The following is a 12,726-nucleotide window of genomic DNA, read 5'->3' as shown; positions in this document are numbered from 1 at the left end:
CAGGCTGCGATGTAACGTAAACTCGCGCCCTGCCCCAAAGGACCCGGAGAGCCCCATGAGCCCCATCGCCATATCCCGCCTGTTGATTCTTGCTGCTGTCTGGGGGGCGAGCTTTCTGTTCATGCGCATCATCGCGCCGGTGCTCGGCACCCTGCCGACGGCGTTTTTCCGCGTCTCCATCGCCTGCCTCGGCCTGCTGGTGATTCTCGCCCTGCTGCGGGTGCGCTGGGACTTCAATGGCAAGCTCAAGGCCTGCCTGGTGCTGGGCATGATCAACTCGGGGATACCCGCCACCCTTTATTCAGTGGCCGCCCAGGTGCTGCCGGCCGGCTACTCGGCGATCTTCAATGCCACCACGCCGCTGATGGGCGTGCTGATTGGCGCGTTGTTGTTCCGTGAACCGATGACCCTGGCCAAGCTCAGCGGCATCTTCCTCGGCCTGTTCGGGGTTGGCATTCTCAGTGGCGCGGGGCCGGTGGCGTTCGACGCCAAGCTGTTGCAAGGCGCCCTCTCGTGCCTGGCGGCGACCGCGTGCTACGGCCTGGCCGGCTTTCTCGCCCGGCGCTGGCTCGACCAGCAAGGCGGCCTCGACAGCCGCCTGTCGGCGCTGGGCAGCATGATGGGCGCAACCTTGCTGCTGTTACCACTGTTTGGCTACAGCGTGCTCACCCAGCCGCCGGCAAGCTGGGGTGGCTGGCAGGTGTGGGCGTCGTTGCTGGGCCTGGGGCTGGTGTGCACCGCCTTTGCCTACATCCTGTATTTCCGCCTGATCAGCGAGATCGGCCCGGTCAAATCCAGCACCGTGACCTTCATGATCCCGGCCTTCGGTGTGCTGTGGGGCGCCTGGCTGCTGGACGAGCCGCTGTCGATGGCGCACCTGTACGGCGGGTTGTTGATTGCCGTGGCGTTGTGGCTGGTGCTCAAGCCAGCTCGCGCCTGACAGGTTAATGCTTGTTCCTGTGGGAGCTGCCAAGCCAGCTTCCACAGTTTCTGGTTTCACCCCTGAAACCAGCCCTTCACTCGCGTTACCGAAAAAAGCCTCTTTTCATTGCACCCGCCATTGCCACGCGCAGTTGTTGTGCAATTTCGTGCCATATAGAAAACCTTGTTTCATATATAAAACAAACAAGTTTTCCTGTTAATCCAATAACTCACTAATAAATAAGCACTTTTCAAATAAAACAGGGCCAATACACATTTGGCATTGTTCATGCACTAAACCGCGTATCACCTATAAAACAGACCAGAGAGCTTCCCCAATGGCTGTGAAAGAGATGTACGCAATCCCCTCTCAATGGAATACGCCGCACTCCAAGGAAGACCTGGAGCCGACCGAAATCGAATTTCGCAATGTCGGTAAATGCTTCCCGGCCAAGGGCAAGGCCGAGGCGCCCTTTGCCATTCGCGAGGTGAACTTCAAGATCCGCCGCGGCGAGGTGGTGTCGATCATCGGCCCGTCCGGTTGCGGCAAAAGCACCATCCTCAACATGGGCTCGGGCCTCTACCGCCCCAGCGAAGGCGAAGTTTTCGTCGGTGGCGAAGCGGTGGTCGGGCCGGTGCGCAAGGTCGCCTTCATGCTGCAGAAGGATCTTTTGATGCCCTGGCGCAGCATCCGCCGCAACGTCGAGCTGGGCCTGGAAATCCAGGGCATGCCCGCCGCCAAGCGCCAGCCGATTGCCGAAGATCTGCTCAATCGCTGCCACCTGCAAGGCTTTGCCGACCACTACCCGTTCCAGCTGTCGGGCGGCATGCGCCAGCGCGCCGCCCTGGCCCGGACCCTGGCCATCGACCCGCAGGTGCTGTTCCTCGACGAGCCGTTCTCGGCCCTCGATGCGCAGACCAAGATGATCCTGCAACAGGACCTGGCGCGGATGCTGTTCGAAGAAAAGAAAACCGCGCTGTTCATCACCCATGACCTGGTCGAGGCGATTGCCATGTCCGACCGCCTGCTGGTGATGAGCGCCCGCCCCGGCACCATCATCGAAGAAATCACTGTCGACCTGCCGTTTCGCGACAACCCGCTGGAGCGCCGCAAGCTGCCGGAAATCGGCCCGCTGGCCGGGCGCCTGATGGAACTGCTGAAAGTCGGCGAAGACACCGAACTGCATTGATCAACGGCCACCGGCCCATCAACCGATTCAGGAGTACGCATGTTCAAGTCCCTGCAACGCCTGGCACAGGCTTCAGTCATCGCCCTGGGCCTTGGCCTGGCGCTCAGCGCCCAGGCAGAGCCGACCAAGGTCACCTACCTGCTGCCCGCGCCGCCCAACTCGCCGGCTTTTGCGCCGTGGATCATCGCCAAGGAAAAGGGCTACTACCGTGCCAGGGACCTGGACCTGACCTTCATCGCCGCCAAGGGCGGAGTCGATGTCGCCAAGCAGATCGGTGCCGGCAACGCCATGCTCGGCGGCGCCATCGGTGACACCCCGATCGTGGTCCGCGCCAACGGTATTCCGGTGCGTGCGGTGGCGGTGCTCGGTGCCGGCGGGGTGACCATGATCGCCACCAACGCCGGCGAGAACATCCAGTCGATCAAGGACCTCAAGGGCAAGACCCTGACCGTGATGTCCTACTCCGACACCACCTACTACGCCCTGCTCGCCTCGCTGCGCAAGGCCGGCCTGAACAAGACCGACGTCGATATCCAGGCCGCCGGCCCCTCGGGGGTGTGGCAGCTGTTTTCGGCCAACAAGGCCCAGGCCATGGCCGGGGTGCCGGACTGGGTTGTGAATGCCGAAGAGGCCGGGCTGAAGATCAGCCTGATTCCGCAGAGCGAAATCTTCGAGAGCATGGCCCAGGCGATCCTCGCCTCGGACGACGCCATCAACAACCAGCCGCAGGTGGTCGGCGGCGTGGTCCAGGCCACCCTGCAGGGCATGCGCGACATCATCCAGGACCCGAAGGCCGCCGCCGCCACCTTCGCCAAGGCCGTGCCGGCCTACGCCGGCAAGGAAGCGGCGCTGGAGAAAACCTTGCGCCTGTATGTCGAGCACGTCTACGCCAACCAGACCGTGCTCGGGCGCATCGACCCGGCGCGCCTGGACGCAGTGCGCAAGTTCTACGTCAGCGAAGGCATCGTCGCCAAGGAACCCAAGCTCGACGAGCTCTACAGCAACCAGTTCATCGAAACCACCACGGCCGCGCAATAAGCCTGGATGCATAACAAGGTATTAGCCCGATGAGAAACCTCAACACCTCCGTGCTCGGCAGCGTCGCCCTGCTGATCCTGTTCCTGCTGCTCTGGCAGTGGGGCCCCGGCCTGCTCGGCATGCCCGAGTTCGTCATGCCGCAACTGAGCCGCGTGGCCCAGGAAAGCCTGGTGATGTGGCAGTCCAGCGGCCTGCTGCAGCACACCCTGATCACCGCCTTCGAGATCATCGTCGGCTTTGGCCTCGGCGCCCTGCTGGGCGTGGCCATCGGCGTGTCGCTGGGCCTGTCGCCGTCGGCCGAGGCCATGCTCTCGCCGTACATCCTGGCCCTGCAGATCGCCCCGAAAGTCGCCTTCGCGCCGCTGTTCGTGATGTGGCTGGGCTACACCATCTACCCGAAGATCCTCATCGCCATCCTCATCGTGTTCTTCCCGGTGATGATCAACGTGCTCTCGGCAATCCGTACCGTTGACCCGGACATGATCAACCTGGTGCGCACCATGAACGCCAGCCGCTGGCAGATCTTCCGCCTGGTGGAGTTCCCCTCGGCCATGGCCGCGCTGTTCTCGGGCCTGCGCATCGCCTCGACCCTGGCGGTGATCGGCGTCACCGTCGGCGAACTGGTCGGCGGCAACCAGGGCCTGGGCTTCCTGTTGGTCGACGCTGAAGGCCAGGGCAACACCGCCGGGGTCTTCGTCGCCATCGTCATGCTCACCCTGATCGGCGTGCTGGCCTACGGCGCGGTGGTCTGGGCCGAGAAACGCGTCCTGCACTACCTGCCCAAAGCCATGCTGAGTACCCAATGATGAACCCATTCAAAACCATGCTTGAAGGCCGCCGCGTGCTGGTCACCGGTGGCGCCCGTGGCCTGGGCTATGCCTTCGCCCAGGCCATCGGCCAGGCCGGTGCCCGCGTGGTGATCGCCGATATTCTCCAGGAGCGCGTGCTGCAGGCCGCCTGCGAGCTGCGCGAGCAAGGCTTGCAGGTGACCGGCGTGACCCTCGACCTGGGCAACCCGGAGTCGATCACTGCCTGCGTCGCCGAGACAGTTGCCGAGCTCGGCGGCCTCGACGGCCTGGTCAACAACGCCTCGATCACCAACTCCGGCGGCAAGACCTGCGAGCAACTGGACATCGACACCTGGGACCAGGTCATGCAGGTAAACGTGCGCGGCACCTGGCTGATGACCCGCGCCTGCCTGCCGGCCCTGCGCGCCAGCGCCAAGGGCGCGGTGATCAACCTGGCCTCCGACACCCCGCTGTGGGGCGCACCGAACCTGCTGGCGTATGTCGCCAGCAAGGGCGCGATCATCGCCATGACCCGCAGCCTGGCCCGTGAACTTGGCACTGACAACATCACCGTCAATGCCATCGCCCCCGGCCTGGTGCTGGTCGAGGCCACCGCCTATGTGCCCGAGGCGCGCCACCGCCTGTACACCGAACAACGGGCGCTTCAGCGCCCGCAACTGCCAGAAGACGTCAGTGGCGCCGTGCTGTTTGCCCTGTCCGACCTGTCGCGTTTCATCACTGGACAAACCCTGCCGGTCAACGGCGGGTTCGTCATGCCTTGAGCAAGGAGAAACCCATGACCGACCTATCCGTACAAAACGCCACCGCGAAAACCTGGGAACAACCCGCAGGCTCGGACCTCGCTGGCTGGATGCAGACCCGCATCGCCCGCTACCAAACCCGCAAGTACGACTGGGACGCGCTGAAGTTCCAGGCCGACTTTGACCCCAAGTTCCGCCGCGCGCAAATGCGCTACGTCGGCACCGGCGGCACCGGGGTCAACAGCGACATGAACACCATCCCCTCGGAGCACTTCACCTTCTCGACCATGGTCATCCCCGCCGGTCATGAAGGCCCGCCGCATATCCATACCGACGTCGAGGAAGTGTTCTTCGTGTTGCGCGGCAAGCTCAAGGTGATCATCGAGAAAGACGGCGAGCGCTTCGAAACTGTGCTCACCGACCGCGACCTGATTTCGGTACCGCCGGGCGTGTACCGCGAAGAGATCAACATCGGCGATGAAGACGCGCTGATGTGCGTGATGCTCGGCGCGAAAAAGCCGGTGACCCCGACCTACCCGCCAGCGCACCCGCTGGCCTCGATCAAGCGCGGTTAAGCCGATGTTGCACGCCACCGACCACTCGCTCGCCGGCCTTGCGGCCCAGTTGCAGCAGCGCTTCCCCCAGCGCCTGGTGCAACTGGCAAGCGGCGCCCAGGCGATCCGCGAAGCCGGGCACGGGCCGGCCATCGTGCTGTTGCATGGCATTGGCTCGGGCGCCGCGTCCTGGCTGCAGGTGGCGCTGCAACTGAGCCAGCACGCCCGGGTGATTGCCTGGGATGCACCGGGCTACGGCGACTCAAGCCCGCTGGCCAAGCCTGCGCCGCAGGCGGTGGACTATGCCCGGCGCCTGCGGCATTTGCTCGATGCGCTGCAGATTGACGACTGCCTGCTGGTCGGCCATTCCCTCGGTGCCCTCAGCGCCGCGGCCCTGGCCCAGCAGCAGCCGCAACGGGTGCGGCGCCTGGTGCTGATCAGCCCGGCTCGCGGCTATGGCGACCCGGCCCGTGCCGAGCAGGCGCAACAGGTGCGCAACCAGCGCCTGCACAACCTTGAGCAACTGGGCATCGCCCAGATGGCCAACCAGCGCAGCGCACACATGCTCTCGCCAGCGGCCAGCAGCGAAGCCCGCGCCTGGGTGCAATGGAACATGGCGCGGCTGCTGCCCCAGGGCTATCGCCAGGCCATCGAGTTGCTGTGTGGCGATGACCTGCTGCGCTACGCCGCCCTGGCCGTGCCGTGCGAAGTGCATTGCGGCGCCGCTGACAGCATCACCCGCCCCGAGGACTGCCAGGCCCTGGCCAAGGCCCTGGGGGCAGCGTTCGCGTTGATTGCCGAGGCCGGCCACGCCAGCCCGATCGAACAACCCGAGGCCGTGGCAACGCTGCTTGCCCGGGCCCTCGAAGAATCCCTGACAGGTACTGCGCTATGAATGATTCGGATCTGTTGAAAGACAACCAGGACAAGTACATCGTCCCCGGCCTTGAGCGCGGCCTGTTGCTGCTCTGTGAATTCAGCCGGCAAAACCGCACCCTCACCGCGCCGGAACTGGCGCGGCGCCTGGAGCTGCCGCGCTCGACCATCTTCCGCCTGTTGACCACCCTGGAAACCATGGGCTTCGTCACCCGCAGCGGCAACGAGTACCGCCTGGGCATGTCAGTACTGCGCCTGGGCTTCGAGTACCTGGCATCGCTGGAGCTGACCGAGCTCGGTCAACCGCTGCTGGCGCGGCTGTGCGATCACCTTAATTACCCGAGCAACCTGGTGGTGCGTGACGGTCGCTCGATCGTCTACGTGGCCAAGGTTTCGCCGCCGTCGGTGTTCTCCAGCGCGGTCAACGTCGGCACCCGCCTGCCGGCCCACGCCACGGTGCTGGGGCGCATCCTCCTTGAAGACCTGAGCCTGGCCGAGCTGCGTGAGCTGTACCCGGAGGAGCACCTGGAACAGCACTCGCCGTGCACACCGAAAACCGTACTGGAGCTGTTCGACCTGGTGCAGAGCGACCGTCAGCGCGGCTATGTCAGCGGCGAAGGTTTTTTCGAATCATCGATCTCGACCATCGCTGCGCCGGTGCGCGATCACAGTGGCCGGGTGGTTGCCGCCATGGGCGTGACCATCCCTACCGTGCAGGTTGCGCACATCAATTTCGACGGCCTGCTTGGCCATGTGCGGGGCAGCGCCGATGAGCTGTCGCGCCTGCTCAACTACACGCCAAACGCTGGCTCCGGCCGCGTCACCGCGCTGATGAGGGACTGACATGAGCAACCTCTATCAACTGCACGGGCGCACCGCCATCGTCACTGGCGGCTCTTCCGGGATTGGCCTGGCCTGTGTCGAGCAACTGCTTGAAGCCGGTGCGGCAGTGGCCTTTTGTGGTCGCGATCAGGACCGCTTGAACAGCGCCGAAGCCCGCCTGCGCGAACGTTTTCCCCAAGCGCGTCTGTTGGCTCAAGCCTGTGATGTGCTGGATGCCGCGTCAGTCAACGCATTCGCTGCCGCCAGCCTGGCCGCCCTCGGCCCAGCCCAGGTGCTGATCAACAACGCCGGTCAAGGCCGGGTCTCGACCTTCGCCGACACCACTGATGAAGCCTGGAGCGAAGAGCTGCAGCTGAAATTCTTCTCGGTGATCTACCCGGTGCGCGCCTTCCTCCCCCAACTGCAAGGCCAGGCCGGCGCTTCGATCGTCTGCGTCAACTCGCTGCTGGCCAGCCAGCCGGAGCCGCACATGGTCGCCACCTCGGCAGCACGTGCGGGCCTTAAGAACCTGGTGCGCTCGATGGCCACCGAGTTCGCCGAACAGGGCATCCGGGTCAACGGCATCCTTATCGGCCTGGTCGAATCCGGCCAGTGGCGCCGGCGCTTCGAGGCCCGCGAAGCGCGCGATCTGGACTGGTCGCAATGGACCGCGCAGCTGGCGCAACGCAAACACATTCCCCTGGGGCGCCTGGGCCTGCCCAAAGAAGCAGCCCAAGCGATCCTGTTCCTGGCTTCGCCCCTGTCGGCCTACACCACTGGCAGCCATATCGATGTTTCTGGAGGCCTGTCCCGCCATGCGTAATGAAAACACTGTCACCGTTGGCGCTGCCATCACCGCGTTCCTCGAACAATGCGAGGTCAAGGCCGCCTTCGGCGTGATCTCGATCCACAACATGCCGATCCTCGATGCCTTCGCCGTACGCGGCAACATCCGCTTCGTCATGGCCCGTGGCGAAGCCGGCGCGACCAACATGGCCGATGCCTACGCCCGCACCACCGGTGGCCTGGGCGTGTGCCTGACGTCCACCGGCACCGCTGCCGGCAACGCCGCCGGGGCGCTGGTCGAAGCACTGACCGCCGGCACGCCGCTGCTGCACATCACCGGGCAGATCGAAACGCCGTACCTGGATCAGGACTTCGCCTACATCCACGAAGCCCGCGACCAGTTGACCATGCTCAAGGCGGTGTCCAAGGCGGCCTTTCGCGTGCGCAGTGTCGAGACCGCGCTGAGCACCCTCAAGCTCGCCGTGCAGACCGCCCTGACCGCGCCCACCGGCCCGGTCAGCGTCGAGATCCCGATCGATATCCAGTCGACCTTCATCCCCATGCCGAGCGACCTCTCGCCGCTGCCGATCCCGGTTGCGGTGCCAGCGCCGGAAGCCCTCGACCTGGTCGCCGAACGCCTGGCCAGCGCCACCCGCCCGCTACTGTGGCTCGGCGGCGGTGCCCGCCACGCCGGCGCGCAGGTCAAGCGTCTGCTGGACATGGGCGTTGGCGTGATCACCTCGACCCAGGGTCGCGGCGTAGTCAACGAAGACGACGAGCGTTGCCTCGGCGCCTTCTCGCAGAACAAGCTGGTCGAAGGTTTCCTGCAAAGCTGCGATGCGCTGGTGGTGGCCGGTTCGCGCCTGCGCAGCAACGAGACCTTCAAGTACGCCCTGAAGCTGCCGCGCACCACCCTGCGCATCGATGCCAACCCGGCCATCGAAGGGCGCAGCTACTCCAGCGAGCTGTTCATCTGCGGCGACTCGGCCCTGGCCCTCGACGGCCTGGCCGACCGCCTTGAAGGCCGCCTGAACATCGACCCGAACTTCATCGGCGAGCTCAAGGCCGTCCGCACGCAATCGCGCGCGCAGCTGGTGGCCGACCTCGGCCCGTACTCGGCGATGGTCGAACAACTGCAGGGGCTGACCGGGCGCAATTTCTCCTGGGTGCGCGACGTGACCCTGTCCAACAGCATCTGGGGCAACCGCCTGCTCAACCTCTACCACCCGCTGGCCGGCGTGCATGCCCTCGGTGGCGGCATCGGCCAAGGGTTGGCCATGGGCATTGGCGCGGCGGTGGCAGCGGCGGAAACCGACCCGCAGCGCAAGGTCTTCGCCCTGGCTGGCGACGGCGGTTTCATCCTCAACCTCGGTGAGCTGGCGACCCTGGTGCAAGAGAAAGCCAATGTGGTGATCCTGCTGATGAACGACCAGCGCTACGGGGTGATCCGCAACATCCAGGACGCCATCTACGGCGCCCGCCACGCCTATGTCGAACTGCACACCCCGGACTACACCAAGCTGGCCGAATCGATCGGCCTGCGCCATGGCCTGGTCAGCGACCTGAAGGACTTCGGCGCGGTGCTGAACAACGCCCTGAGCCAGGGCGGGCCGTTTTTGCTGGAAGTCGACATGCTCAGCGTTGGCGGCTTTGCCACCCAGTTCGCAGGGCCGCCCAACAGCGAAACCAAAGCCCAGAAAGCCACGGCCTGAGGACTTGCGCATGCTCAATATCACCATGATCGGCTGCGGCGCCATTGGCGTCGCGGTGCTGGAACTGCTGGAGAACGATGCGCAGCTGCGCGTCGAGCATGTGATCGCCTCGGCCGGCTCCGAAGCCCTGGTGCAACAGCGCCTGGCCAGCTTCAAGCGCCCGCCGCAGGTGCTCACCGCCCTGCCCGCCGACGCCCGCCCGGATTTGCTGGTGGAATGCGCCGGGCACAAGGCAATCGAGGAGCACGTGCTGCCGGCACTGGAGCGCGGCATCGCCTGCCTGATCGTCTCGGTCGGTGCGCTGTCGGAGCTGGGCCTGGTCGAGCGCCTGGAGGCCGCCGCCGCCCGTGGCAACACCCGCATCGAGCTGCTGCCCGGCGCCATCGGCGGCATCGATGCGCTGTCGGCGGCCAAGGTCGGCGGCCTGGATTCGGTCGACTACACCGGGCGCAAACCGGCCAGGGCCTGGAAGAACACCCCGGCCGAAGAGGTTTGCAACCTGGACGCCATCGACCAGGCCACGGTGATCTTCGAAGGCAGCGCCCGCGAAGCTGCGCGCCTGTACCCGAAGAACGCCAACGTCGCCGCCACCTTGTCGCTGGCAGGGCTGGGCCTGGACCGCACGCGAGTGACACTGATTGCCGACCCGCTCAGCGAAGAGAACGTCCACCACTTCGAAGCCCGTGGTGCCTTCGGCGGTTTCGAGATGAGCCTGCGCGGCAAGCCGCTGCAGGCCAACCCGAAAACCTCGGCGCTGACCGTCTACAGCGTGGTCCGTGCCCTGGGCAACCACGCCCATGCCATTTCCATCTAGGGGAACGTCGATGACGCTGGAACAGACTCTACCTATCTGCATTGCCGGCACCTGGCGCCTGGGCGGCGGTGAGCGCTACGCCACGCGCTACCCGGCCACCGGCGAGCCGGTGGCCTGGCTCAACGCCGCCAGCCTCGAGGATGTCGAAGACGCCGTGCAAGGCGCCCACCAGGCCTTCCTCAACAGCGGCTGGGCCCAGCGCAAGCCGCACGAACGCGCCGCCGTGCTGTACCGCATCGGCGAACTGATCCGCCAGCGCAGCGAAGAACTGGCGCAATTGCAACGCCAGGACAACGGCAAGCCGATCAACGAAACCCGCGCCCTGGTGGCCAGCGCCGCCGGTACTTTCCAGTTTTTCGCCGCCGCCTGCGAAACCCTGGAAGAGACCATCACCCCGTCGCGCGGCGACTTCGTCAGCATGAGCGTCTACGAACCCATGGGCGTGGTCGCGGCTATCACCCCGTGGAACTCGCCGATTGCCAGCGAAGCGCAAAAGGTCGCCCCGGCCCTGGCCGCCGGCAATGCGGTGGTAATCAAGCCGGCAGAAATCACCCCGCTGCTGGCCCTGCAACTGGCGCAGATCTGCGAGGACGCAGGCTTGCCCAAGGGCCTGGTCAGCGTGTTGCCGGGCAAGGGCTCATTGCTCGGTGATGCGCTGACGCAGCACCCGCTGATCAAGCGTGTGTCGTTCACCGGCGGGACCAAGACCGGCAAGCACATCGCCCACATCGCCGCCGACAAGATGATGCCGGTGTCGCTGGAACTGGGCGGCAAGTCGCCGACCATCGTCCTCGATGACGCCGACCTCGATCACGCCGTGGCCGGGGTGCTGTATGGCATTTTCAGCTCCTCGGGGGAGGCCTGCATTGCCGGTTCGCGGCTGTTCGTTGCCCGCGCCCTGTACGAGCCGTTCATGCAGCGCCTGGTCGCAGGCGCTGCGCGTTTGCGCCTGGGCGACCCGGCGGACGAAACCACGCAAATGGGCCCGCTGATCAGCGCCGCGCACCGCGAGTCGGTGGAGCGCTACGTGGCCCTGGGCCTGGCCGAAGGTGGCCGCCTGCTGCTCGGCGGCCAACGCCCGACTGGCGGCCTGTTTGATCAGGGCTACTTCTACCCGCCAACCATCCTCGAAGGCCTGCGCAACAGCCAGCAGACCTGCCAGGAAGAAATCTTCGGCCCGGTGCTGGTGGCGCTGCCGTTCGACAGCGAGGCAGAGCTGATCGAGCAGGCCAACGACAGCCTCTACGCCCTCGCCGCCGGCATCTGGAGCCGCGACTACAAGCGCGCCTGGGCCCTGGGCCGCAAGATCCAGGCCGGCACGGTGTGGATCAACACCTACAAGCAGTTCTCCATCGCCACCCCGTTCGGCGGCTGGCGTGACAGCGGCCTGGGTCGTGAAAAAGGCCGCCTGGGGATCCTGCAGTACATGGAACAGAAAAGCCTCTACTGGGGCATGAACGAACAACCACTGGCCTGGGCCGGTGTGGAGGCAAGGCCATGAGCGTATTGGGCATCGATGAAGTCACCTACGGCGTCGAAGACCTCGACACCTGCGTGCGCTTCTTCAGCGACTGGGGCCTGGACAAGGTCAGCGAACAGGCCGACGAGGTGGTCTTCGAAACCCTCAACGGCTGCCGGGTGGTACTGGCCGACATCAACAAGCCCGGCCTGCCAGCGGCGATCGAGCCGGGCTCGACCGTGCGTGAAGTGGTCTGGGGCGTGGAAAGCGAAGCGGACCTCGCCCTGTACAGCCAGCGCATCGCCAACGACCCGGGCTTTGTCGAAGGCAACGGGCGCATCGGCTGCACCGACCCCAACGGCCTGGCGATCCGCCTGCAGGTGACCCGCAAGCGCGCACTGGACATCGAGTGCAGCGGCCACAACACCTGGCAGACCAAGGGCCGGATCAACAAGCCGGCGCCGGTGTATGAGCGCGCCACGCCGATCGAAGTCGGCCACGTGGTGTTCTTCGTCAAGGATGTGAATGCCTGCGAAGCCTTCTACCACGAGCGCTTCGGCTTCCAGGCCTCGGACCGCTACCCCAACCGCGGCGCGTTCCTGCGCACCGCCGAGGAAGGCGGCCACCACGATTTGTTCATGCTCCAGCTGCCGGCCCCCCGCGCCGGTCTGAACCACGTCGCCTTCACCGTGCGCGACCTGCACGAAGTGTTCGGCGGCGGCATGCACATCTCGCGCAGTGGCTGGGCCACCGAGATCGGCCCGGGCCGCCACCCGGTGTCGTCGGCGTTCTTCTGGTACTTCAAGAACCCGGCCGGCGCCCTGGTCGAGTACTACGCCGACGAAGACCAGCTGACCGGCGAATGGCAGCCGCGCGAGTTCGAGCCGGGCCCGACGGTGTTTGCCGAATGGGCGATTGCCGGCGGCATCGATGGCAATACCCGGCGCCAGCAGCATGTCGAGGCGCCGCAAGGCAAGTTCCTTACCGACAAACCCAAACCCTGAG

At 65.5% G+C, this 12,726-nt stretch carries 13 protein-coding genes; all 13 read left to right on the top strand.

The window, feature by feature from the left end:
* Positions 1–55: 55 nt before the first annotated feature.
* The 13 genes from LOY22_RS06865 (at position 56) to LOY22_RS06805 (ending at position 12,725) form a co-directional block, all read left to right on the top strand.
* Complete coding sequence (locus LOY22_RS06865) at positions 56–940, top strand: DMT family transporter (RefSeq protein ID WP_123565889.1); 885 nt, start codon at positions 56–58, stop codon at positions 938–940.
* Between the two features lie 334 nt (positions 941–1,274).
* Positions 1,275–2,111: an ABC transporter ATP-binding protein gene (locus LOY22_RS06860; RefSeq protein WP_045193440.1), complete on the top strand. Its 837-nt coding sequence runs from the start codon at positions 1,275–1,277 to the stop codon at positions 2,109–2,111.
* Positions 2,112–2,150: 39 nt separating this feature from the next.
* Complete coding sequence (locus LOY22_RS06855; RefSeq protein WP_213602118.1) at positions 2,151–3,149, top strand: ABC transporter substrate-binding protein; 999 nt, start codon at positions 2,151–2,153, stop codon at positions 3,147–3,149.
* A gap of 29 nt (positions 3,150–3,178) precedes the next feature.
* Positions 3,179–3,955 (top strand): ABC transporter permease, encoded by a 777-nt coding sequence (locus LOY22_RS06850; protein WP_045193442.1) that lies wholly within the window; start codon positions 3,179–3,181, stop codon positions 3,953–3,955.
* A complete protein-coding gene (locus LOY22_RS06845; RefSeq protein WP_093387658.1) occupies positions 3,955–4,719 on the top strand; it encodes an SDR family oxidoreductase in 765 nt (254 codons plus the stop codon). The genes LOY22_RS06850 and LOY22_RS06845 overlap by 1 nt, the downstream gene beginning before the upstream one ends.
* 14 nt (positions 4,720–4,733) lie before the next feature.
* Positions 4,734–5,273, top strand: coding sequence for a cupin domain-containing protein (locus LOY22_RS06840; protein WP_093386119.1), 540 nt, complete (start codon positions 4,734–4,736; stop codon positions 5,271–5,273).
* Between the two features lie 4 nt (positions 5,274–5,277).
* The gene (locus tag LOY22_RS06835) at positions 5,278–6,147 is read left to right on the top strand and encodes an alpha/beta fold hydrolase (RefSeq protein ID WP_045193444.1); all 870 of its coding nucleotides are present in this window, start codon (positions 5,278–5,280) and stop codon (positions 6,145–6,147) included.
* Positions 6,144–6,971 carry an IclR family transcriptional regulator gene (locus LOY22_RS06830; protein WP_045193445.1) on the top strand — a complete coding sequence of 276 codons (828 nt, stop codon included), beginning with the start codon at positions 6,144–6,146 and terminating at the stop codon, positions 6,969–6,971. The genes LOY22_RS06835 and LOY22_RS06830 overlap by 4 nt, the downstream gene beginning before the upstream one ends.
* 1 nt (position 6,972) lies before the next feature.
* On the top strand, positions 6,973–7,773 hold the full coding sequence (locus tag LOY22_RS06825; RefSeq protein WP_258596944.1) for an SDR family oxidoreductase: 801 nt from the start codon (positions 6,973–6,975) through the stop codon (positions 7,771–7,773).
* Positions 7,766–9,448, top strand: coding sequence for a thiamine pyrophosphate-binding protein (locus LOY22_RS06820; protein WP_093386131.1), 1,683 nt, complete (start codon positions 7,766–7,768; stop codon positions 9,446–9,448). The genes LOY22_RS06825 and LOY22_RS06820 overlap by 8 nt, the downstream gene beginning before the upstream one ends.
* Before the next feature lie 10 nt (positions 9,449–9,458).
* On the top strand, positions 9,459–10,262 hold the full coding sequence (locus LOY22_RS06815) for an aspartate dehydrogenase (RefSeq protein WP_045193450.1): 804 nt from the start codon (positions 9,459–9,461) through the stop codon (positions 10,260–10,262).
* A 10-nt stretch (positions 10,263–10,272) separates the two neighbouring features.
* Complete coding sequence (locus tag LOY22_RS06810; protein WP_258596940.1) at positions 10,273–11,763, top strand: aldehyde dehydrogenase; 1,491 nt, start codon at positions 10,273–10,275, stop codon at positions 11,761–11,763.
* Entirely contained in the window at positions 11,760–12,725 is a 966-nt protein-coding gene (locus LOY22_RS06805; RefSeq protein ID WP_045193452.1) for a VOC family protein, read from the top strand. The genes LOY22_RS06810 and LOY22_RS06805 overlap by 4 nt, the downstream gene beginning before the upstream one ends.
* Position 12,726 lies beyond the last annotated feature (1 nt).

It is taken from the genome of Pseudomonas sp. B21-035, assembly GCF_024748945.1.
Taxonomy (GTDB): Bacteria; Pseudomonadota; Gammaproteobacteria; order Pseudomonadales; family Pseudomonadaceae; genus Aquipseudomonas.
This window is presented reverse-complemented; position numbering and strand designations above follow the sequence as displayed.

Bases quoted from the DNA above. Each gene is read 5' to 3' on its own strand.
- LOY22_RS06860 (WP_045193440.1), top strand. From the start codon at position 1,275: ATGTACGCAATCCCCTCTCAATGGAATACGCCGCACTCCAAGGAAGAC.
- LOY22_RS06855 (WP_213602118.1), top strand. From the start codon at position 2,151: ATGTTCAAGTCCCTGCAACGCCTGGCACAGGCTTCAGTCATCGCCCTG.
- LOY22_RS06815 (WP_045193450.1), top strand. From the start codon at position 9,459: ATGCTCAATATCACCATGATCGGCTGCGGCGCCATTGGCGTCGCGGTG.
- LOY22_RS06865 (WP_123565889.1), top strand. From the start codon at position 56: ATGAGCCCCATCGCCATATCCCGCCTGTTGATTCTTGCTGCTGTCTGG.
- LOY22_RS06820 (WP_093386131.1), top strand. From the start codon at position 7,766: ATGCGTAATGAAAACACTGTCACCGTTGGCGCTGCCATCACCGCGTTC.
- LOY22_RS06805 (WP_045193452.1), top strand. From the start codon at position 11,760: ATGAGCGTATTGGGCATCGATGAAGTCACCTACGGCGTCGAAGACCTC.
- LOY22_RS06825 (WP_258596944.1), top strand. From the start codon at position 6,973: ATGAGCAACCTCTATCAACTGCACGGGCGCACCGCCATCGTCACTGGC.
- LOY22_RS06810 (WP_258596940.1), top strand. From the start codon at position 10,273: ATGACGCTGGAACAGACTCTACCTATCTGCATTGCCGGCACCTGGCGC.
- LOY22_RS06845 (WP_093387658.1), top strand. From the start codon at position 3,955: ATGAACCCATTCAAAACCATGCTTGAAGGCCGCCGCGTGCTGGTCACC.
- LOY22_RS06850 (WP_045193442.1), top strand. From the start codon at position 3,179: ATGAGAAACCTCAACACCTCCGTGCTCGGCAGCGTCGCCCTGCTGATC.
- LOY22_RS06830 (WP_045193445.1), top strand. From the start codon at position 6,144: ATGAATGATTCGGATCTGTTGAAAGACAACCAGGACAAGTACATCGTC.
- LOY22_RS06835 (WP_045193444.1), top strand. From the start codon at position 5,278: ATGTTGCACGCCACCGACCACTCGCTCGCCGGCCTTGCGGCCCAGTTG.
- LOY22_RS06840 (WP_093386119.1), top strand. From the start codon at position 4,734: ATGACCGACCTATCCGTACAAAACGCCACCGCGAAAACCTGGGAACAA.